The following is a 21,682-nucleotide window of genomic DNA, read 5'->3' as shown; positions in this document are numbered from 1 at the left end:
CCCTGTAGTTCAGTTGGTAGAACGGCGGACTGTTAATCCGTATGTCACTGGTTCGAGTCCAGTCCGGGGAGCCAATTAAAACAAATTTTGAAGCATCGATTCCCCTGTAGTTCAGTTGGTAGAACGGCGGACTGTTAATCCGTATGTCACTGGTTCAAGTCCAGTCTGGGGAGCCACTTCAAAATAGTGTAAAAATTAAAGTATCGATTCCCCTGTAGTTCAGTTGGTAGAACGGCGGACTGTTAATCCGTATGTCACTGGTTCGAGTCCAGTCTGGGGAGCCACTTTAATAGTATGTTTGTAAAAATGAAGTATCAATTCCCCTGTAGTTCAGTTGGTAGAACGGCGGACTGTTAATCCGTATGTCACTGGTTCGAGTCCAGTCCGGGGAGCCACTTCAATAAATCTTCAATTCCCCTGTAGTTCAGTTGGTAGAACGGCGGACTGTTAATCCGTATGTCACTGGTTCGAGTCCAGTCCGGGGAGCCAAGATTTACCTCTAGCATATCATCATGTTATATCTCACGTTTTTAGTTTAAAACCCTCTCCTTTTATGTCTTTTTCTATTACAATTTAATACAGTTATATTTCTTTTTTAAGTTTATAATACCTTGAGTACATTATTCTCATTAAACTCAAGCATTTAAGACAGGAAACGGATCATTCATGGGCTTATCAAAATCTTTCCAGTTAGTACTTTTTGTTATTTTTGGTCTGTTATTATTTCGTATTTATGACCTTGAAAATAAAGAAATGCAACGCCAAGGCCATATTGCAATTGAAAATTACAAGCACCAAATCAATTCAATTACAGAATGGAATAGTGATGGACAGGCACTCTTTCAGCAATTAAGCGAAAATTTTAGCTTCCAATTTTTCCAATACATCCACAGTACTGACAGTGATAATAACTTTACCTATGGAACGTTAGCTAAAACTGACGCCGACTTTGAAGATAAAATTTTTTCTATCGAATTAGGTCATATTAATACGTTTGCTGACGCTCGCCTGCAAGTCCGGTTAAACACGAGTTCAGTTATCACCACAAGCTTTGTTAACCTTGAAAAAGCAGCGAGTCTGACCATTTTAGCGTATTTAGTTATTATGCTGAGTTTTGCGCTGTTAATGCATGTGCACCGCAGAGGGATAAAGTATGCATCTGATTACATCAGTAATATTTCTAGTCTGTCATTTCAAGCTGTAGAAACCTCAAGATTAAAAGGCTCGCTTAAACCCATAGGTATTGCTCTTGAAAAGAGCCGAGGCGAATTAAAAGCCAGCATCGACAGTTTTCATAACAAAAATGATACCCTTACCAAAGCCGCTTATCAGGATGCTGTCACCGGCTTTTCAACCCGAAGACGCTTTGACGATCAAATAAAATCTATTTCGAAATCAGATAAGCAGCAATTTGGCGTGCTTTGTATTGTTAAAGCTGCTGAACTTGCCAGTATAAACCAGTTGCAAGGACGTGAAGCTGGCGATGATTATTTAAATAAAATTGCGACTTGCATCAGAACAGCTGGCTCTAAGATGGGAGTCAATGAATTTTACCGGGTATCAAGCAGTGATTTTGCATTATTTATTCATGGTATTACGACAAAAGAGTCTGAGCGATTTTTAGATAACCTAAAAAGAAGCTTTGATGAATATGCCCAAACCATTGAACCCGATAATATTGCCAATGCCGGTTTAGTCCCTTTTGAAAACCAGTTTGACCCTCACGCGCTATTGGTGTTCGCGGATACCGCAGTCAGCATCGCGCAAACATCTGGCCTTAACAGATACCATATTCTTGAAAAATTCAATGGTAACGAACAATTAGGCGATAACCACTGGAAAGTAACCATCAATGACCTCATTAACCGCAAAGGGGTTAAGTTTTTTCAACAACCAATCTTACCTTGTAATAATCAAGTCGATGTTTATCGTGAGTTATTTGCCCGTTTCTTTAATAATGAAGGCTCCAATTTACCCACAGCCAGTGTGGTCGCAATGGCTGAACGTCATAGATTAAATATCGATTTGGATAAAATGCTCATCGTTCATTGCATACAATTACTCAGCACCAATCCAAGCCTTAAGGGTAATTTTGGCGTCAATATTAGTGCCTCATCTGCTACCCATGAAGTCTTTGTGTCTTGGTTAACAGATATTTTATCTAGCCACCGCAGTGTTGCTGCAAGATTAATCTTTGAAGTCAATGAATCAGGTATGCAGAAGAACTTAAATGCAAGCCAACGCTTCGTTAATGAGATGCACAAAGTTGGCGTTAAGGTTGCCATTCAACAATTTGGATTAGGTTTTTCATCTTTCAAATTCTTTAGGGAAGTAAAACCCGATTTTATCAAGCTTGACAGCAGTTATAGCGATAAGATTGATCAAAACAACAACAATAAATTCTTCATAAGAATGATTGTTGATATCTCCAAAAGAATTGGCATAAAAGTGGTCGCTACAGGCGTAGAAAAGCAAGAAGAGAAACTAACACTTGAAAAATTACTCGTTGATGGCTTACAAGGTTATTACATTGCCAGACCAGAAATTATCGCGAAAACAGATAAATAAATAACCAATGTAAGACCTTTATTCAAAAAAAGGGTTATTATTTACATAACCCTTTTTTTTATCCGTTGTTAAACCAGCCTAAACCTTAGATAATACTGCTAATCTCTTAAAGAACTCTCATATAGAAAAGTGTAGTAATGACAGACTATCTCTTACTGTTAATTGGCACAGTGCTAGTTAATAATTTTGTATTAGTAAAATTCCTTGGACTATGCCCTTTTATGGGGGTATCTAGCAAGTTAGCTTCTGCCATCGGTATGTCCATGGCAACAACTTTTGTACTCACATTAGCATCTATACTTAGTTACTTAACCAACGAATTTTTACTTGAGCCTTTTGGTATCACCTATCTAAAAACCATGAGCTTTATTTTGGTCATTGCTGTTGTGGTGCAATTTACTGAAATGTTAGTACAAAAAACCAGTGCCTCTTTACATAGAGCATTAGGGATTTATCTCCCGCTCATCACTACCAACTGCGCAGTACTCGGTGTCGCCCTACTTAACGTCAATGAAGATCATAACTTTATTCAATCTGCAGTATATGGTTTTGGTGCAGCGGTTGGATTTTCTTTAGTACTAGTATTGTTTTCAGCCATGCGCGAACGCTTGGCGGCGGCTGACGTGCCTTTACCTTTTAAAGGTGGTGCTATTGCCATGATTACCGCAGGCATAATGTCGCTTGCCTTTATGGGATTTGCGGGGCTAGTTAAATAATCATGTCTAGTATTGCAATCGCTGTCATTGTGCTAACCATCTTAGCCTTAATATTTGGCTTAATTCTTGGTTACGCTTCAATTAAATTTAAAGTCGAAGGAAACCCTATTGTCGATCAAGTAGAAGCCCTGTTGCCGCAAACCCAATGCGGTCAATGTGGCTATCCAGGCTGCCGACCATATGCTGAAGCTATTGCCAATGGTGATAACATCAATAAGTGCCCGCCTGGTGGCACTGCGACTATGGAGAAACTTGCGTCATTAATGGGAGTTGATCCAGAGCCATTAAACGAAGTAGCTCAGGAAACGGTTAAAAAAGTCGCCTATATCAGAGAAGATGAATGTATTGGTTGTACTAAATGTATTCAAGCCTGCCCAGTAGATGCCATTTTAGGCGCGGGTAAACTGATGCATACGGTTATTACTAAAGATTGTACCGGCTGTGATTTGTGTGTAGAGCCTTGTCCAGTTGACTGTATTGATATGATCCCAGTTGAACAAAACCTAAAGAACTGGGATTGGAAATTATCTTCTATCCCAGTCACGCTTATTGATATTGATCATGTTAAAAGCTCAAAAGCAGCTAAAGTAAACGATGTAAACGAGGAATCTCAGTGCTAACTTTATTAGAACAAATTGATAAAGGGACTTTATGGCATTCTCCAGGTGGAATACACCCTCCACAACTTAAGACTCTGTCTAATACTCAAGCTGTACGCCAACTCCCCTTAGCAGCTCAATATAGAGTACCGCTGCCTCAAGTCGGTGATTGCGCTCGTTTAACAGTAAAAGTCGGCGAGCAGGTACTCAAAGGGCAAATGCTCACTGATGGTGAAGGCTTTATGTACCTTCCTGTACATGCGCCTACATCTGGTCAAATTATCAGTATTGAACAGCATGCAAGTAATCATGCCTCTGGTTTACCTTGTTTAACTTGCACCATTGCCGCTGATGGTCAAGATACTGCTGCGGTATTTTTGCCTGCGACATTGACAGAACTGAGTAACCAACAAGTTATTGAGAAAATTAAGCAAGCTGGCATCGCGGGTATGGGCGGCGCAACGTTTCCAAGTCATATAAAACTTAATCCAGCCAGTGAAATTGATCTTGTGATCATTAACGGTGTTGAGTGTGAACCTTATATCACCTCTGATGATGTGTTAATGCGTGAATACGCAACTGACATCATAAAAGGCATCGAAGTCATCGATTATTTGTTGAAACCTCAACGGATAATTATCGCTATCGAAGATAACAAATCACAAGCTGCTGCAGCGATGAAGACGGCGTTAGCAGGCTTTGAATCCTTAGCAAAAATGACTCGTATCACCATCATTCCAACTAAGTACCCCTCCGGTGGCGAAAAGCAGTTGATTCAAATTGTGACCGGTAAAGAAATACACACAGGTAGCATTCCGGCCCAGCAAGGTATTGTGGTGCACAATGTCGGCACCGCCTTTGCGATTCAAGATGCTGTGTTAAATGGTAAACCTCTGATTGAGAGATTAGTGACCATCACGGGTAATCAAGTATCACAACCAGGCAACTATTGGTTACCTATCGGTACACCGATCACCCATGCACTCAAGCAAACACAAACGCCAGTCAAAGACACTAATAACATAAGTGCTAAAGTCATCATCGGTGGTCCTATGATGGGTTATGCACTGCCCAATACTGATGTTCCAGTATTAAAAGGAACAAACTGCATATTGGTACCAAGCAGTGATGAAATCGCCCCTGATGTCGATGAAAAAGCCTGTATCCGCTGCGGAGAATGTGCTGTTGTCTGCCCAGCTCTGTTGTTACCGCAACAATTATTCTGGCATGCAAAAGCCCAGGAGTACGATAAGGCCGCTAGCTTTAATTTAAAAGATTGCATTGAATGCGGCTGTTGCAGTTATGTTTGCCCCAGTGATATTCCACTTGTTGAGTATTATCGCATTGCCAAATCAGCGCTTAAAAATGAAGCGGAAGAAAAATTCCAAGCTGAACAGGCTAAAATACGTTTTGAAGCCCGCTTGCAACGCCTTGAAGATGAAAAGCGTGCCCGCGAAGAAAAATCAAGACTCGCAGCAGAAAAACGTAAAGCTGCTATGGATAGCAGTAAAAAAGATGCTGTTGCAGAAGCAATGGCGCGTATTGCAGCCAAAAAGCAAGCGACGGCAACACCCGCTGCAGAAAGCAATAACAATAGTGCCACTACAGATAAAAGTGCAGCAGTTAAAGCCGCTATTGCCCGAGCAAAAGCCAAGAAACTCGCCAGTGCAGTTCCAGCTGATGCTAATGACACGCCTGTAACTACTAGCACTGTTACTACTAGCAGTGAACCTAGCAACACAGCTACAGACAAAAAATCACAAATCGCCGCAGCAGTTGCACGTGCAAAAGCCAAAAAGCTCGCTGCAACAAGTGCAACTGATGATGTCTCAGCCTCTGTTCAAGCCGCTAACGAGCAAGTTGTTAGCGAAGTAACAGAAGTAACGTCAGAAGCAGTTGACGACAGAAAAGCGAAAATTGCGGCTGCCGTTGCACGAGCTAAAGCCAAAAAGCTCGCAGCAACAGCTGCAACAAGTGCAACTGATGATATCTCTGCCTCTGTTCAAGTAGCTAACGAGCAAGTTGTTAGCGAGCAAGTTGTTAGCGAAGTAACAGAAGTAACCTCAGAACCAATTGACGACAGAAAAGCGAAAATTGCGGCTGCCGTTGCACGAGCTAAAGCCAAAAAGCTCGCTGCAACAAGTGCAACTGATGAAATCTCTGCCTCTGTTCAAGTAGCTAACGAGCAAGTTGTTAGCGAAGTAACAGAAGTAACGTCAAAACCAATTGACGACAAAAAAGCGAAAATTGCGGCTGCCGTTGCACGAGCTAAAGCGAAAAAGCTCGCTGCAACAAATGCAACTGATGATGTCTCTGCCTCTGTTCAAGCTACTAACGAACAAGCTGCTAACGAGCAAGTTGTTAGCGAAGTGACAAAAGTACAGTCAGAACCCGTTGACGACAAAAAAGCGAAAATTGCAGCCGCTGTTGCTAAGGCCAAAGCGAAAAAACTTGCGCCTAAACATGACGCTGAAAATGAAACTGTATCAGCGCCAACAAAGCTTAAAGAAGAGCCTGCTCCAACAGAAGCTACTGACGACAAAAAAGCACGAATTGCAGCTGCAGTTGCTAAAGCAAAAGCGAAGAAGCTTGAAAATCAGCGTAAGCTGAGTGAAAAGGAATAAACATGGCATTTAAAATAGCTTCATCTCCACATGTCAGTACCACACTGCAGACCAATAAAGTCATGCTGCGTGTTGCCTACTGTTTAATTCCGGGTATTTTAGCCCAAACCTACTTCTTTGGTATGGGGACTTTGGTACAAATCATTATTGCCGTAGTAACAGCCTTAAGCGCTGAAGCTTGCATAATGAAGTTACGTAATAAATCAATTAAAACAGCCTTAGCAGATAATAGTGCCTTAGTTACAGCTTTATTGATTGCCGTTGCCATACCGCCCTTAACACCTTGGTGGATGACGGTTATAGGCTGTCTTTTTGCTATCGTGATCGTAAAGCATTTATATGGCGGGCTAGGTAATAATATCTTTAATCCTGCCATGGCTGCATATGTTCTGTTACTGGTTTCGTTTCCAATGCAAATGACCTCATGGGTTGCACCTGCAGAACTTGCTAGCAATCATGTGGGCATTATTGCAGCATTAAATTCAATATTTGAATTATCCAATGTGGATATTCATTTATATCGCCTTGGCATCGACGGTCATACTATGGCGACACCGTTAGACACATTCAAAACTGATTTATCTATGGGGTTAACTAGCGCCGAAAGTTTACAGAAGAATGTTTTTGACGGCATAGCAGGTGTTGGCTGGCTTTGGGTCAATATTGCGTATTTACTTGGTGGCCTTGTGATGTTAAAGCTCAAGGTGATCCGCTGGCAGATCAGTACTGGCATATTATTAGCGATATTTATCTGTGCAGGTGTGGGATTTTTATTAAATCCAAGTACTCATGCTAGCCCATTACTGCATCTGTTTTCTGGTGGCACCATGTTATGTGCTTTCTTTATTGCGACCGATCCTGTTACCGCTGCAACCAGTCCCCGGGGCAGATTGTTATTTGGCGCTATCATAGGCGTGCTTATTTTTGTGATTAGAACCTATGGTGGTTACCCTGATGCGGTCGCCTTTGCAGTTTTACTTGCCAATATGTGTGCCCCATTTATTGATTACTACATTCGTCCGCGCTCATACGGCCATAGAGCAGGAAATTAAACAGGATTTATTATGTCTAATATTATTACACGAAATGGCCTGATACTTGCGATATTTGCTTTGTGTTGCACTGGTTTAGTAGCAAGCGTGAACTATTTAACTGCAGACAGGATTATTGACCAGCAACGCAAGCAACTTACACGCGTGCTGCAACAAATCATACCTCAAGCAATGCATGACAATGCATTAACTGACGATTGTATTGCCGTGATTGATGAAGCATATTTGGGCAGCGATCAATCGTTATCAGCCTATATTGCTAAACAGGGCGATTTACCTGTTGCAATGGCCATTGAAGCCATTGCCCCTGACGGTTATAACGGTGATATCAAGCTTATTATCGGTGTCGATAACGACAACACCCTACTAGGCGTAAGAACCTTAGCACATCAGGAAACACCTGGCTTAGGTGACAAAATTGATTTAAGAAAATCTGACTGGGTTTTAGCCTTTGCTGGGTTAGTTTTTAATTCAAACGATAAACCATTAGGCGTTAAAAAAGATGGTGGTAACATCGACCAATTTACAGGGGCTACCATTACCCCAAGAGCTTATGTCAAAGCGATTAATAATGCCCTAACCTATGTTAAAAACAACAGGCAAATGCTTTATAGCACCGTAAACCAATGTGGACGAGATCATGACTAATTACCGCGAAATAGCTTGGCAAGGATTATGGAAAAACAATCCCGGATTGGTTCAGTTATTAGGCTTATGTCCGTTATTAGCTGTAACAGCTACGGTAACCAATGCTTTAGGCTTAGGTGTTGCCACACTACTAGTGCTGGTTGGTTCTAATGTACTGGTATCATTGGTGCGCAACTTTGTTCCAAAAGAAATCCGTATTCCAGTGTTTGTGATGATCATTGCCGCACTAGTAACCTGTGTTCAGCTGTTAATAAATGCTTATGCCTATGGCTTATACCTTTCTTTAGGCATTTTCTTGCCCTTGATTGTCACCAACTGTGTGATCATTGGCCGAGCAGAAGCCTTTGCATCACGCAACAATGTTAGCAGTGCTGCTTTTGATGGGCTCATGATGGGACTTGGGTTTACCGCCATTTTAGTGGTGCTTGGCGGAGTACGTGAAGTTCTTGGTCAAGGCACTTTATTTGATGGTGCTGAGCTGCTGTTAGGTGACTGGGCAAGCGCACTGACGATTCAAGTATTTCAACTCGATAGCCATTTTTTAATTGCAATGTTACCGCCGGGGGCGTTTATCGCCATGGGACTGTTAATTGCCCTTAAAAATGTTATTGATGCAAAACTCGAAAGCCGACAACCAAAACAACAAAGCGAAGCCATAGCGCGCGCCAGAATTACCAAGGTTAGCTAATAGATGAACAAACAAAAACGTTATGAAATGTTAACCCGTCTTCGGGACAATAACCCTAAACCTGAAACTGAATTAAACTTTTCATCGCCGTTTGAACTGCTGGTTGCCGTCACCCTGTCGGCGCAAGCAACCGATGTCAGCGTCAATAAAGCCACTGACAAATTATTCCCTGTCGCCAACACAGCTCAAGGAATTTACGATCTTGGCGTTGATGGCTTAAAAACTTACATTAAAACCATTGGGCTTTATAACAACAAAGCGATAAATGTTATTAAAGCCTGTAAAATGCTAATTGATCAACATGGCGGCGAAGTACCTGAAAATCGAGAGGCATTAGAAGCACTCCCTGGCGTTGGCCGTAAAACTGCCAACGTGGTACTCAACACTGCATTTGGCTGGCCGACCATCGCTGTTGATACCCATATTTTTCGTATGGCAAATCGCACTAAATTTGCCATGGGTAAAAATGTCGACCAAGTAGAAGAAAAAATGCTGAAAGTCACCCCTGCCGAATTTAAAGTCGATGTACATCACTGGTTTATTTTACATGGACGCTATACCTGCATCGCCCGCAAGCCTCGCTGTGGTAGCTGTATGATAGAAGACCTTTGCGAATACTCTCCACCAAAGAAAAAGTAAAGGATTATACTCATGCGAAGTAATAGATTCCCAAGGGAATCTATTTTTTTACCTTTACAAAAGCAAAAAGGCCAATTAAGGTGTATTTATGTATAATTAATGGTTGACTTTGCAATGAATGCTTTGAGTGTTAATGTTCAAGTAAAAATATACAAGGATATAAATGGTTATTCATTTCCCGCTGTTATTAGGGATGGCTTACCTTGCTGCTTGTACTTGAATGCTTATCTTAATGGCAATCATAATTCTCCACTTTCAAAGTCAAAGTCAAAACAGTCACCGTCATTCTATACCATAAAAAAATATGCCTACGAATTGAAGTTTCTATATTGCTTCTTCATTGATAAAGGTATTGATCTCGTTGAGCGTGTTGCGAGTGGCACTTTTCTATCTATTGAAGAAATTGACAGTTATATTCGTACTTGTAAATTTTATGTGGGCACAGAATCTGATAGCGAAGACAGCACAGTAGTTAGCCTTACCGATAAAAGAATCAGGGATGCAATCCATGCGACATCCAACAGTCAACCAGAAGTGTCAGCACATACTTTTAATCAACGCCTCAATCGCCTGAAAGCCTACATTGAGTTTTTATACGTGTGCCATCACTACGATAAAGCTGAAACTAAGCAGCAAATCAGCACCGATGACCAATTTAATAAATTTAAACTCTACATAAGCACCGTAATATCTAGCTCCCGAAAGGACAATACTATTACTAAAGATGCTTTTGAATCTGCTATCCCATCCGATAAATTCTTTAATTTGTTGGATGTTATTCAAGAATGCTCTCCTGATAATCCATTCAAATCGAGTAAACTTCGAAATCAAATAATCGCCCAAATATTGATTGATTCAGGGGTACGCGTGGGTGCGGTATTGAAATTAAAGGTAAGTGATTTAATAGATGATTGGGGCAATCCTAGATTCCTACTCACCCGAACGCCCAACGACCCAACGGACACAAGACGCCTTCCCGCTGCGAATAAAACAAAAGCACTTTCTGTTCCAATCTCTCGTGATTTAATGAAGTTTATTAAGCTCTATATTGAAACCGTGCGTAAAAGCACACCAAACGCTCATGAACATGATTTTTTATTCATCTCAGAAAAAGGAAAAACCATCGGACAGCCAATGTCTTACAACGCAATCCACAAGGTAATTAAAACCTTTGGCGACTCTATTGGCATAGCACTTCACCCACATTTACTTCGCCATAAATGGAATGAAATCTTTGAAGTTAGAGCAAAAGAAAAAGGTTTTTCACCTGACAAAATCGAAGACCTTCGCAAATATGCGATGGGCTGGGTTGAAGATTCAAAAATGGCATTAGTCTACAACGAGTTCATGTTGGCGGTAACTGTGGCTGAAATTTCATCGAATAATCAGAACCAATCAGTACCGAATCTGAGAGGTAGCAAATGAACAGCGTTGAACTTAAAAGCTTAAAAATTAGCTATAAAGGAAAACGAATTTTTCAATCAAAACAAACGGGCTATGAGTTCGATCTCTTTTCAGATGAATGGCTGCTTGGCTACAAGAAACCCCTTTACCTGGACTGGATGAATGCGTTAGATGGTGAAACTTTCCTCGACCTACGACTGACTATCGCGCACGTTGCTAAACATTATGCTTATTCAACCCTAAAAGGCTATGTCAGCACCTTAAAAACCATTTGCGATTACTTAGAGCCAACGACTTTTGAGGCGTGGCGGTTAACGCTCACGGACTATAAAAAGGCTGTAAGAGATGCCCTAAACGCATTTACCAAACGAAGTCACGAGTACCGCAGCAGTCTTCTTACTCCGCTCTATGACATCGTTAAGGATGAGAATTTAGGCACACGAGGTCACCAAAAAAATATCCTTGATGAAACAACAGGCGCTTACAGTGAAATCGAGCGTGATAACCTCCTTGAAGCACTAAGAATTGAAACCCTCCATGCACTCAGCAGTGAGATTGCAACAGCACAACCTTTCACTCGCCTTAGAACCGTTCTGGCTTGTCAGTTGATGGTGGCCATTGTAAGAAGACCTACGCAACTGGTTAAAATTAAATGGTGTGACCTTTTACGGGTAGGCCAAACATTTAAGTCACACAAAGAAAGCAACCGTGATTGGCAGCCTTTAACACAGCATCATTTTTCTGATGTAGAGCAGTTGCACCTACGAACCTTCAAAGGTAAAACTGGAGCGTTTAGAGTCGATGCCGAGTCACGTTCACATCGCTTGGAGCCAAATCTGTCTGAATTGTTGCTTCAGTATTACCAAGTGTACGAAAATCTCCTTTGCACTTCATTAAGCAAGAGCGGCGTTATCCTCTCTGAGAGTGAAACAAAAGAGCTAATGCAACGACTCCCCTTGTTTCCAGACCAAAGTTTATTCTCCGTAAAATTTGATACAAAAGAGAGTCTCTTTCAATCAGTAAGCGACACATCAGAGGCTTTCCACCTCTCTTCGGCAAGTCTTGCCCAACGTATTGCTTACCTCTTCGAAAAAAAATTAAGTATCAAGAGTGACCGGATAGCGCACAAGCCTCTTGCATTTAAAAATAATCGCTGGCGTCATACCCAGTTAACCCTCGCAGCTTGGATGGGGTTAAGCCCTGCGCAAATTGCCGCCATTACAGGTGTTACGGTAGAGGCAATACAAGATTACCTTGATTTAAAAGCGCCTGAGCGAGTCAAAATAGACGAAGCCTATGCGGGTAACAGTGTCATACAACGTTTTGATAGCGTATCTTCGAAAGAATTACAGCAACACTCAGACTTTAAAGTGAAAAGCCCATTTGATGAAGAGATAGGGCACAAGCTTAACCCAGCCAACTGCTCAAGCTGTCAATCAAAGGGAGCCGCTCCAATGGGGTGCTATCCCTGTGATAACTTTCGACCTTTGGAAACCGCAAACCATCAGCAATATTTAGATAAGGCAGAGCGTAAGCTGGCGATTAATAGTCAATCAGGCCACCCCGCTACGGTTAAACGACTGCAAACCATTATTCTCTATATCAAAGTGACAATGATGCTGTGCGAAGAACGACAAACCATGAAAGTGGGGGCGAAAAAATGAGTCAGATTAACCGCTACATTGATAATCAACGCGCTTATGTCGCCAAAAAGAAAGCACAGCCTCTGATTGGATTTACCAACGCTCAAGGTGAGCAGGCATCTTGGGAAGATATTGCTGTCACATTTACCGACAGTGACAACAGAACCCAGAATATTTACTTTTGTAATCTAAATAGAAAGAAACCCCAAATAGGTACGAGCTTCACGGACGAAGATCGTTTAGCACCCGAGATGCATGAGTTATTATTTACCTATACCCTTGATATATTGAAAGAAAACATATGTACAGGCAAGAAAAGAGATAAAATCACATCCGCAAGAGTCTTCCTTTGTCACCTAAATGAGAATATCGCAACCGCCACCCTTGAGAAGATTCAACATGCCATCGACTCGATGACATACAAAACGCTGTTGCCATCATTCATCAACTGGCTACATCACCATAAAATGCTAGCCAAAAGCTGTCAGCCCTACATTAATACCACCAACAAAGAAACAATTCGAAATAAAAGTGGCGATGATGCGTTGGATGCGGAACAAAACAAGCTTCCTTCTGAAGCAGCGTTACTCGCGCTCGGTGCTATTTTCTATGATGTGATTCCGCCCTATCTGGGTGATGACAAGGAAAATATTAAGGCTTGGCAACCCCTTATATTATCGAAGCAAGAGCAGCGAGACAGCTTCATTTGTACCATGGCAGCACTTGGCATGGCTTCACCTAATCGGGTCGGCGCAGAGCAAGTACTTTTAACAGTGCAACGCATAAAGGCTCATACACAAGTTGTCGATGGACAGGAAAAAACGGTGCATTACCTCCACTGGCGAGGCTCGAAGGGGTACAAGGATTACGCAAACCACATTAATGCCGAAATGGTCGATAGCTTAGACAGAGCGTTGCACTACACCATTCTCGCTACAGAGCCTGCAAGAGCGCTGGCTCGATTCTATCAAAAGCCGAACCGCCCTCTCAAAGAGGTGCTCGGTGAATTTACGCCCAGCTATGAGAATATTGCCCTGCTTAAGCCTTCCATGAGTAAATCAACCAACCTATTACATCTTGGTTTGCTACTGGGCTTTTTTGATGGTAGTGACAAATGTGTGCGAGTTACACCTGACACAAAAAGGGCAACCGACAAAACAGACGTACGAAACCCGCATCAGCCAAGGTTCATCAAGCCCATCGCACAGCTTGAACCCTTCGACACTCTGGTGTTTAAGAACAAATGCCCTTACGCTTTTGCGCTTACAGGATGTTTACTCTCAGAGCAGTCTCAATACGATAACTATACAGCAGGCAAGGCAGAACTCACCGTAGCAGAGTTTCAAAATCACACCATCGAGATGAATCAATCTCACCTAAAAGGTTACAATAGCGCACAAACTAAGCATGTCGGTTTTGAGAAAGCATTATTTGCCTACACACAAAAGCAATTGGGTGGCAGAGTGATACACCCCTTCTTTTTAGTGCCTATCAGTTCGCTAAGTGGTTTCTTTTCTGACGAACTAATAAAACGCGCTAAAAATAGGCTCACGCTCTTTGAGCGACACGGGTTCTCATCCAGCTTTTTGCTCAAGCCGCACCAACTGCGTCATTGGCAAAATGATCTTCTGGCGAAAAAAGGACTGCCTCACCACCTTATTTCTATGTTGTCAGGCCGAAAGAGCGCCGAGCAGACACTGACCTATATCCACACCACTGACGCTCAAAACGCTTCTGTCATTGGGGATATCTCTTACTCTAATGAACTAGAAAGCGATGTCGAAAATAAGCTAAAGCTTCGTATTGCGACCATGGATCAATTTAATAAGGCTATCGACAATGAAACACCGACTTTTGTTCATGAGACAGGGTTTTGCGATCAAAACCTCGCCCTCTCACCCTGCACTTATATGTCGGAGTTTGAAACGCAATGTGCGTTATGCTCATCTTCTTGCCATGTGACCCATGATAGTGAGGCAATCGACTTACTCCAGAAGGATTTGAAAGTGCAAACGCATAACTTGGAGAGGGTTCAGGCGTCTATCAACTTTGAAACAAGTGAAGCGCAGCACAAGTGGTACAGAACCCATTATCGCAATACTTGTATGCTAAAAAAACTCATTGAAGTGCTGTCCGATGAGGCGATAGAAGAAGGTCGTATGGTGCGATTGCTAGCTGGTTCAAACAGCATAAGAATCACCAATTTAGAGACCCAAACAGTGGAAGATACAGAGTTAGCGCTACCTGATGCCGAGCAAGCACTTCAAGCTGCTATTGAGGCAAAAAACGACAATAAAAGAGATGAAGCCACAGATAAATTCTTGGGTTTCTTGGGCTCACTCTAGGACAATAAATATGGCAATTAAATCACTAGAAACTGAACAGCAAATCTCCATTCAAGCCCTCATCCGAAGCTGGGAGGGTAAACTAACGTGGGATTTATTAGTCACAAAAACAGAATCCAGCTTAGGTATTGCTACTACGAGACAAACGCTCGACAAGTACGCCAATATCAAGCATGAGTACAAGCAAAAAAAGCAAGTTCTAAGGGGAAAGCCCGTTTCATCTGAAAATGAGGAACTGATTGCTTACTTACAGAAAGATGTGGATTTAGCGGAGAAGGTGCTCCAACTGGAATCCGAACTTGCGGTAGCACGTTCAGAAATAGGCAAACTTCAGGCTTTCATTCAAAAGTTATCCAGCATTGGCAAAACTAATCCAAGTGTCATGGATGTGTTTCAAAAAACTCTGCAAGACATTGAGCGCAGCAATTCGTAAACACCCAACAATGTCTAACGCACTCAGCCTTCAATCAAAATATAGCGAGGGGTAAAATGGCAGGTGGTCAGCAAAAGGCGCAGCAAAACCTTGAGGCATTTGAGGTTTGGAAAGCCACACAGACGGACGATGACTTTAAACAAATCGTGTTCAGAGGTCAGCTTAATCGTATTGAAGTGGCAAAAGGGATTGGCTGTGGTAAATCTGCTTTAAATCAAAACCCTGCCCTCAAAACAGCACTTAAAGCTTTAGAAGATGAACTGCGTGGTAAAGGCGTCCTGCCACCTTTAACTAACGCTGCAAAGAAGAATGCGGATAAACCCAAAGCCTACGACAATACAGCGAATCGTAAACTGCTTGATTCAAAGCGAGTGTCTTTATTAGAGTCTGAGAATATTGAATTAAAAGCTAAGGTCAAAGAGCTTGAAAAGCGACTTGAACGTTTCGGTGAACTGTCTGAAACCTTATCTGAAATGGGGTTAATGCCACGATGAATGCCGCTTTGCATGAAGACCAGATGCGTGTAACTAGTGTCCCTTTCCGCTCGACCAACATGGTGATATTCAGCGGTGTGCCGCTGGCAAAAGGCTCTTACAAAACCAATAGTGGCAAGTATTACGTCACCATCAAAGTCGACCCTGAGAGCATCCCCATACAACCTGAACTGGGTCAGCATTGGTCAGTCAAAGGTCATCGACAATTAAAAAACATCGAGACAGGCGATTATGTGATGCAGCAGCACACCTATGAATCACCAGAGTATGTTGAGTGCTCTTTGCCCGAAACAGGTGAGCAACTAATACGCTTTATTGCCAGAGAAAGCATATTCAAAGGGATTGGGGAAAGCAAAGCCAGAGCGCTTTGGCAGCTCTTAGGTAAAGACTTTCATGCCACATTAAGAAATGACACACCTGAATCCAGAAAGCGCCTGAAATCGATTGTGAATGACGATTCTGTGGAATCACTTTACAAAGGCTATGCCAAATACAAAAATTTAGCGTATTGCAACTGGATGAGTGAGCACAAAATCCCTGCCAATGTGCAGCAACGGCTCCTTAAGCATCATGGTGAAGTCTCTATCGATGTTATCAAGGGCAATCCCTATGCACTTATTGGTTTTGGTCTTTCGTTCAGCGACATTGAAGATATTATCAAGGTAACGGATTTTAAGACCTATGTTGCAAAGGATGATCCAAGAAGACTTAGTGCAGCACTTGAAATGGCTATTCGAAAAGAAATTGAAAAGGGTCATACCTATACCACTCACACTAACGTGCGCCCTTACCTCTACAAACTCCTTAAAGACAAAATACTGATAACGCAGGCATTTCAATCGGGCCATAATAAGGCGCAGTACATTTTAAATCCTGACAAGGGAACTTATCACCCAACCGCACAACTCTTGATGGAGAGTGTCGTTGCTAAAAGACTTAACGCATTAGTCAAATGCAATGATTTGTTGGATGAACAGGCTAATGCTTCATATTGTACTGCGGTTGCCGAGCTGCCTTACGACTTAACCAGCAAGCAAACCGAAGCCGTAATAACGTGCTTAGATAGCTCGGTAAGTTGCATTACAGGCGGAGCAGGCACAGGCAAGACAACGGTACTAAGAACCGCACTTAAGGCTTATCATCAACAGGGCTTTGAAGTCCATGCCGTTGCGCTGAGTGGTCGCGCAGCGATGAGACTGCATGAGTCGATTGGCTTTGTCACTTCAACCATTGCTAAGTTTCTCCGTGAAGAGCCTATTGAACCCAGCGATAAACAAACCAATCACCTCTTAGTTATTGATGAAGCGAGCATGATTGATTTGCCGACCATGTATCGCCTTGTAAATCACATTCATCCTTCTACACGATTAATATTTACTGGCGACCCAGACCAACTTCCACCAATAGGATGCGGTAAAGTACTGGCTGATATTGTTCAAGCAAAAACGGTTGCTAACACCATGCTGGATATTGTCAAAAGGCAAGAAGGCTCAACGGGCATCCCTGAATACTCAAAGCTCATTAATCAGGGCGTGATGCCAGATCACTTAAGCACAGATGCAATACACTTTCACGAAACCAGTCAAGAAAACATTGCTCAAGTCTGCTGTCAGTTGTATCAAAAGTCTCCCGAAAATAGCCGTATTATGGCTCCTACAAAAGCCCTAGTTGCTGAAATCAATATGCTGACCCAGGAGGCCATAAATCCCAATGGTAGTAGGCTTGAATTTGAAATTAATGGTGAGAAGTTTTTTCAAAATATCCGTTTAAATGACACGATTTTGTTTACCCGTAATCATTACGATAAAGGCATACAGAATGGCTCTCTTGGTGTTCTCACAAGCGTTACGGCTAGTGGTGATAGTTATGGTGAAGTGACCCTTGATACTGGAGATAAGATTGAAATCACACAAACTGTATTGGATTGTATGGAACTGGGTTATGCAATAACCCTTCACAAAGCGCAAGGCTCCCAGTTCCCACGTATCATTATCGCCCTGAAAAAAGGCAGAATCGTAGATAGGGCTTGGCTCTATACCGCAATCACGAGGGCGGAACATGAAATACATATTGTCGGCTCAAGTGCTGAATTTAGACTTGTAACCGAAGCCCCTAGTCATTCTCACAAACGCAATAGTTATCTTGTTGAGCTTTTAACAAAACAATAATAAAACTTATGATTAAGGAGTGACTACGGGTGCAAGCGGAAATAAGCTGTGTGTTAATGCGAAGCATTATCCATAGTTTATTCTGCGCTCTTGCGAAGCTAGATGTGCCTGTAGTTGAGCGACTAATCTTACAAATCACTTCTGCCCAGAAGTGTGTCAGGTTCTAGTATCAAAGCTGACACGTTTCTGGACATTTTCGAGTTACGATGAACAAGTGCAGCTGAATTTTCTGATAACTTATTCTATGCCAAACACACCAATTGACTACAAAGTCGTGGCCAGTTTTGCTGAACCACTACATTAAGACGGGTCAGAGATTATGGCTTGTTGAGAGGAGGTGCAGCCAAACTGCGGCAACAAAATCGTTTGCTGTTAGCCGTAGCTGGGACGATGTTGACGCCGCTCGAAAACACAACTAGAGCTCAAGCCATACGGCCTTGCCCTTGCTGCCAACAACCGATGAAATTTATGGGGGTGAATGCGCGAGCGTCAAGCACTCTTAGGCAAAAGGCAACGACACCTAACAGCACTATTTAAGCCGAAGCATGAGATAAATTAACACTGAAATTGCGAAAAAAAACAAGGTAAGGCTCTAAGGTATTGATATATAAAAATTTAACTAACAATGCTAAGGGTTCTATGTGACTAATAAAAAATGTAACTGGTCAGCACTGACCTAAAAAGCGTAAGTTCTTACGCCGATATTTACACTATAAAGGTATAAGTCGGCCTTGTTCAACACTTGGGATAAGGACACGGCTGCGCGCGACCTATCCTTATTTGTAGTAGCTCAGACTTGATCTGACAGTTACCCATTTTTTATGGTGTCTGTCAGCTTAGATTTGAGCTAGATTTTTATCTGCCCAAATCTGTTTCCCATCCAATAATGTTTCAAGTGGCGTTCGACCACAGCACATTTTTCCTTGATGAGTTCGATCATTGTTGTAGTAATTTATCCATGCGTCTAGATCTTTTTGCAACATTTCTAAATTATCGTATAGCTTTTTTCGGAAAGTAACCTGATAAAATTCATTCAAAATTGTCTTATGGAACCGTTCACAAATACCATTCGTTTGCGGTGACATTGCCTTAGTTTTTGTATGATCGATATCATTTATTGCTAGGTATAACTGGTAGTCATGCTGCTCAACTCGCCCGCAGTATTCTGTTCCCCTATCAGTCAATATCCGTAGCATAGGAAGCTCGTGTTGTTCGAAATAAGGCAGAACTTTATCGTTGAGCATATCTGCTGCGGTGATTGGTGTTTTTGTCGTATAGAGCTTGGCAAACGCTACCTTGCTATAAGTATCAACGAAAGTCTGTTGGTAGATCCTACCCACACCTTTTAGGTTACCGACATAGAACGTATCTTGTGAGCCGAGGTAGCCTGGATGATGAGTTTCTATCTCGCCACATGCTTCATCATCATGTTTTTTCTTTTCAAGAGCAGCAACTTGGGCATCGGTTAGAATAATTCCGTCATTGGCGACCTTGTCCTCTAATGCTTTAAGCCGTTTCTTAAAGTTTTCTAGGTTATGGCGAAGCCAAATAGAGCGAACACCACTACCTGACACAAATATCCCCAGCTTACGCAGTTCATTACTGGTTCTATGTTGGCCATGAGCAGGAAAGTCGATAGCATATTTAATTACTGACTGTTCAGTCGCTTCGTCAACTCGATTCTTCAGATTAGGTGTTCTGCGTGTCTTTTCAATTAAGGCTTCAATACCACCATCTTCAACAAGTTCTTGATAGCGATAAAATGTATCTCTAGAGACACCCATTACTTTACATGCTCGAGATACGTTACCCAGCTCTTCAGCTAAATTGAGTAAACCTGCTTTGTGTTTAATGATTGGATTGTTAGTATGCAACATGAGAGTTACCTTTGGTTTTGATTAAAAGATTCGACACCTTTATCAAAACGGGTAACTCTCACTTTTTCAAGTTGAATGTCAGATCAAGTCGAAACTAATACACCTTATTCGTTATGAATATGGTCGAGCCAATTTGCAAACTAGCTTTTATTTCAGATACGCCAGAGCATTTGCTGTGAAGTACTCTTTAAACCTAGTCATATTTTCAGTTTCATTTTTGTGGAAGATCATAGCATCCATTAATGCTTCAGCTAACATCTTGAAAGCTTCTTCTTCAAGATCTAATTCTACATATCGATCTTTCTTGCTATCCAAATGTTTTACTGCATTCTTGGGAGTTCGGTTAGTAGCTAGAAATTTAACTTTATCTAGTTCCAATCCATTTTTTGCCATATCCCGACCAACCACATCTGTGAAGATCGTTAAAAAGCCCTGTGAACGATCACCCTTGATTAGTTTTTCAATGATTTCTTGTGCAGCCCCTGCTAAATGAAGAGCACTCGCGAACCTTTTTGTGTCTAAGAAACACTCGATAGCTTGATTTAGGTACTCAAGTGCAAGATCTGCTTTATCAATTTTTGCCATATTTCCTCGTTATCAATGAATATTCATAGACATAATTTTACTTATTTTTGTGCTTTACTATTTTAAATGATTTAAACGCTGCTCTAGCATATATAATTTCAATATCACGATCTTCTTTACTCAGTTTTTCTTGTAGACTACTTCTGGTTATGTTTGACTGACAACCTATAATTACTTTTGTTAATTTAATTTCAGAGTTAAAGGGCTGAAAGAAAATACCATTCTCTTCATCATAGTTTCTTAACTCTCGTATTAGCCTGTATTCTTGCTCATATTCCCAGTGTTTAAATTTAGAAAGTAGTAATTTTTCTGAGAATTTAGGATCGGAAATTAATCTGCTTTTTAATCTTTCAGATACATAATCCACCTTTCTAGCATCATCTTTATCTGAAAGCTCAAGCTCAATACATAAACCTTGGTGGTTGTCTGCATAATGAGCCCATTGAACTGGATTTGACCAAATTTTACTGAAACATAATATTCCGAATTGAGCAGCGACACTTCGTTTCATTTCATTAAGAGCAGCACGAATCCTTGGATTGCTCGTTTCTATTCCAAGAAGCTCGAAAGGATCGTTTAACCTATCGAAAGTCGAAGCCTTAATCCTTCGGTTTGCTAAGTTTTGCAATCCAAAGTGCTCGTCCATGTAATGATAAAGCTTCATACAACCTCTGACTGCCTAACGTTTGTATAGTGCGCATACGCGTTTATTTAACAAAACGCGCATGCACAATTAATAAAGCTATTATTTAAACCTTACTAAAGTAAAGCTATTGATTTATATTCACTTTACCAGAGTTGGATTGGATAAACGAGCACAATGATTAGCAAAGTGAGCATTGAAATTGATACCTTATCTGAAGTAATCAGCAGCAGTCAATTATCGATTACCAAAGGTAGGTCAACAGGCTTGTTACCTATCTGTACTGCTTAGCGGCTGTAACTCACAATGGGGCATAAACATGTCAGCCAGCGCCTATCTAGCCTACGAAAGTGCAAAATACCGCATCACGGCATTCCAATCCTTAAATCGCTCTCCTGAGAAGTGAATTAGCTCACCTTGAAAGCTCTCTTGCCCTTTTCCTTCAACGTAATCATCAATCAAATAGTCACCAACAAGCAGGTGTAACCCTCCCTTAAAATCAGAATGTTTTAAATAGAGTTTTCCATTTACACTAAACCAAATGGAGAATCACATG

General features: G+C 41.6%; 17 protein-coding genes, 5 tRNA genes and 1 pseudogene. 20 read left to right on the top strand and 3 right to left on the bottom strand.

What is annotated here, in order from left to right:
- The 20 genes and pseudogenes from Q4557_RS19040 to Q4557_RS18945 all read left to right on the top strand — a co-directional run.
- Positions 1–74 (top strand) — tRNA-Asn (locus Q4557_RS19040).
- Positions 75–100: 26 nt separating this feature from the next.
- A tRNA-Asn gene (locus Q4557_RS19035) sits at positions 101–176 on the top strand.
- A 32-nt stretch (positions 177–208) separates the two neighbouring features.
- A tRNA-Asn gene (locus tag Q4557_RS19030) sits at positions 209–284 on the top strand.
- Positions 285–319: 35 nt separating this feature from the next.
- Positions 320–395, top strand: a tRNA-Asn gene (locus Q4557_RS19025).
- Between the two features lie 18 nt (positions 396–413).
- Positions 414–489: transfer RNA gene (locus Q4557_RS19020), tRNA-Asn, on the top strand.
- A gap of 177 nt (positions 490–666) precedes the next feature.
- A complete protein-coding gene (locus Q4557_RS19015; RefSeq protein WP_102437236.1) occupies positions 667–2,568 on the top strand; it encodes a GGDEF domain-containing protein in 1,902 nt (633 codons plus the stop codon).
- Positions 2,569–2,705: 137 nt separating this feature from the next.
- Complete coding sequence (rsxA, locus tag Q4557_RS19010) at positions 2,706–3,284, top strand: electron transport complex subunit RsxA (RefSeq protein WP_076536414.1); 579 nt, start codon at positions 2,706–2,708, stop codon at positions 3,282–3,284.
- A 2-nt stretch (positions 3,285–3,286) separates the two neighbouring features.
- Positions 3,287–3,904: an electron transport complex subunit RsxB gene (gene rsxB / locus Q4557_RS19005; RefSeq protein WP_102475526.1), complete on the top strand. Its 618-nt coding sequence runs from the start codon at positions 3,287–3,289 to the stop codon at positions 3,902–3,904.
- The gene (gene rsxC, locus Q4557_RS19000) at positions 3,898–6,507 is read left to right on the top strand and encodes an electron transport complex subunit RsxC (RefSeq protein ID WP_303414809.1); all 2,610 of its coding nucleotides are present in this window, start codon (positions 3,898–3,900) and stop codon (positions 6,505–6,507) included. Before rsxB ends, rsxC begins: the two co-directional genes overlap by 7 nt.
- A gap of 2 nt (positions 6,508–6,509) precedes the next feature.
- Positions 6,510–7,559: an electron transport complex subunit RsxD gene (gene rsxD, locus Q4557_RS18995; RefSeq protein WP_303414807.1), complete on the top strand. Its 1,050-nt coding sequence runs from the start codon at positions 6,510–6,512 to the stop codon at positions 7,557–7,559.
- Between the two features lie 12 nt (positions 7,560–7,571).
- Positions 7,572–8,207, top strand: a complete 636-nt coding sequence (gene rsxG, locus Q4557_RS18990; protein WP_102437228.1) for an electron transport complex subunit RsxG — start codon at positions 7,572–7,574, stop codon at positions 8,205–8,207.
- On the top strand, positions 8,200–8,895 hold the full coding sequence (locus Q4557_RS18985) for an electron transport complex subunit E (protein ID WP_076536406.1): 696 nt from the start codon (positions 8,200–8,202) through the stop codon (positions 8,893–8,895). The genes rsxG and Q4557_RS18985 overlap by 8 nt, the downstream gene beginning before the upstream one ends.
- A 3-nt stretch (positions 8,896–8,898) precedes the next feature.
- Positions 8,899–9,534 carry an endonuclease III gene (nth, locus tag Q4557_RS18980; RefSeq protein ID WP_303414803.1) on the top strand — a complete coding sequence of 212 codons (636 nt, stop codon included), beginning with the start codon at positions 8,899–8,901 and terminating at the stop codon, positions 9,532–9,534.
- Between the two features lie 99 nt (positions 9,535–9,633).
- A complete protein-coding gene (locus tag Q4557_RS18975; protein ID WP_303414800.1) occupies positions 9,634–10,959 on the top strand; it encodes a site-specific integrase in 1,326 nt (441 codons plus the stop codon).
- Positions 10,956–12,602, top strand: a complete 1,647-nt coding sequence (locus tag Q4557_RS18970) for a hypothetical protein (RefSeq protein ID WP_303414798.1) — start codon at positions 10,956–10,958, stop codon at positions 12,600–12,602. Before Q4557_RS18975 ends, Q4557_RS18970 begins: the two co-directional genes overlap by 4 nt.
- Positions 12,599–14,926: a hypothetical protein gene (locus Q4557_RS18965; RefSeq protein ID WP_303414795.1), complete on the top strand. Its 2,328-nt coding sequence runs from the start codon at positions 12,599–12,601 to the stop codon at positions 14,924–14,926. The genes Q4557_RS18970 and Q4557_RS18965 overlap by 4 nt, the downstream gene beginning before the upstream one ends.
- A gap of 10 nt (positions 14,927–14,936) precedes the next feature.
- Entirely contained in the window at positions 14,937–15,359 is a 423-nt protein-coding gene (locus Q4557_RS18960; RefSeq protein ID WP_303414792.1) for a hypothetical protein, read from the top strand.
- A 56-nt stretch (positions 15,360–15,415) separates the two neighbouring features.
- Positions 15,416–15,853 (top strand): VPA1267 family protein, encoded by a 438-nt coding sequence (locus tag Q4557_RS18955; RefSeq protein WP_303414789.1) that lies wholly within the window; start codon positions 15,416–15,418, stop codon positions 15,851–15,853.
- Entirely contained in the window at positions 15,850–18,021 is a 2,172-nt protein-coding gene (locus Q4557_RS18950) for an AAA family ATPase (RefSeq protein WP_368506500.1), read from the top strand. The genes Q4557_RS18955 and Q4557_RS18950 overlap by 4 nt, the downstream gene beginning before the upstream one ends.
- 300 nt (positions 18,022–18,321) lie before the next feature.
- Positions 18,322–18,558: pseudogene (locus Q4557_RS18945) on the top strand (IS91 family transposase); the annotation flags it as partial.
- Between the two features lie 299 nt (positions 18,559–18,857).
- Here the strand turns inward: Q4557_RS18945 and Q4557_RS18940 are convergent.
- From Q4557_RS18940 to Q4557_RS18930, 3 genes are all read right to left on the bottom strand, one after another.
- Positions 18,858–19,898: an IS481 family transposase gene (locus tag Q4557_RS18940; RefSeq protein ID WP_303414784.1), complete on the bottom strand. Its 1,041-nt coding sequence runs from the start codon at positions 19,896–19,898 to the stop codon at positions 18,858–18,860.
- A gap of 147 nt (positions 19,899–20,045) precedes the next feature.
- Positions 20,046–20,483 (bottom strand): hypothetical protein, encoded by a 438-nt coding sequence (locus Q4557_RS18935; RefSeq protein WP_303414781.1) that lies wholly within the window; start codon positions 20,481–20,483, stop codon positions 20,046–20,048.
- 37 nt (positions 20,484–20,520) lie between these two features.
- Entirely contained in the window at positions 20,521–21,147 is a 627-nt protein-coding gene (locus tag Q4557_RS18930) for a DUF2971 domain-containing protein (RefSeq protein WP_303414778.1), read from the bottom strand.
- Positions 21,148–21,682 lie beyond the last annotated feature (535 nt).

The sequence above is a fragment of the Shewanella sp. 5_MG-2023 genome (assembly GCF_030547465.1).
Classification (GTDB): Bacteria; Pseudomonadota; Gammaproteobacteria; order Enterobacterales; family Shewanellaceae; genus Shewanella.
This window is presented reverse-complemented; position numbering and strand designations above follow the sequence as displayed.

Coding starts and splice junctions, on each gene's coding strand:
- Q4557_RS18940 (WP_303414784.1), bottom strand. CDS start 19,898: ATGTTGCATACTAACAATCCAATCATTAAACACAAAGCAGGTTTACTC.
- nth (WP_303414803.1), top strand. CDS start 8,899: ATGAACAAACAAAAACGTTATGAAATGTTAACCCGTCTTCGGGACAAT.
- Q4557_RS19015 (WP_102437236.1), top strand. CDS start 667: ATGGGCTTATCAAAATCTTTCCAGTTAGTACTTTTTGTTATTTTTGGT.
- Q4557_RS18955 (WP_303414789.1), top strand. CDS start 15,416: ATGGCAGGTGGTCAGCAAAAGGCGCAGCAAAACCTTGAGGCATTTGAG.
- rsxG (WP_102437228.1), top strand. CDS start 7,572: ATGTCTAATATTATTACACGAAATGGCCTGATACTTGCGATATTTGCT.
- Q4557_RS18975 (WP_303414800.1), top strand. CDS start 9,634: ATGGTTGACTTTGCAATGAATGCTTTGAGTGTTAATGTTCAAGTAAAA.
- Q4557_RS18970 (WP_303414798.1), top strand. CDS start 10,956: ATGAACAGCGTTGAACTTAAAAGCTTAAAAATTAGCTATAAAGGAAAA.
- rsxB (WP_102475526.1), top strand. CDS start 3,287: ATGTCTAGTATTGCAATCGCTGTCATTGTGCTAACCATCTTAGCCTTA.
- Q4557_RS18935 (WP_303414781.1), bottom strand. CDS start 20,483: ATGGCAAAAATTGATAAAGCAGATCTTGCACTTGAGTACCTAAATCAA.
- Q4557_RS18950 (WP_368506500.1), top strand. CDS start 15,850: ATGAATGCCGCTTTGCATGAAGACCAGATGCGTGTAACTAGTGTCCCT.
- Q4557_RS18960 (WP_303414792.1), top strand. CDS start 14,937: ATGGCAATTAAATCACTAGAAACTGAACAGCAAATCTCCATTCAAGCC.
- Q4557_RS18930 (WP_303414778.1), bottom strand. CDS start 21,147: ATGAAGCTTTATCATTACATGGACGAGCACTTTGGATTGCAAAACTTA.
- rsxA (WP_076536414.1), top strand. CDS start 2,706: ATGACAGACTATCTCTTACTGTTAATTGGCACAGTGCTAGTTAATAAT.
- Q4557_RS18965 (WP_303414795.1), top strand. CDS start 12,599: ATGAGTCAGATTAACCGCTACATTGATAATCAACGCGCTTATGTCGCC.
- rsxD (WP_303414807.1), top strand. CDS start 6,510: ATGGCATTTAAAATAGCTTCATCTCCACATGTCAGTACCACACTGCAG.
- Q4557_RS18985 (WP_076536406.1), top strand. CDS start 8,200: ATGACTAATTACCGCGAAATAGCTTGGCAAGGATTATGGAAAAACAAT.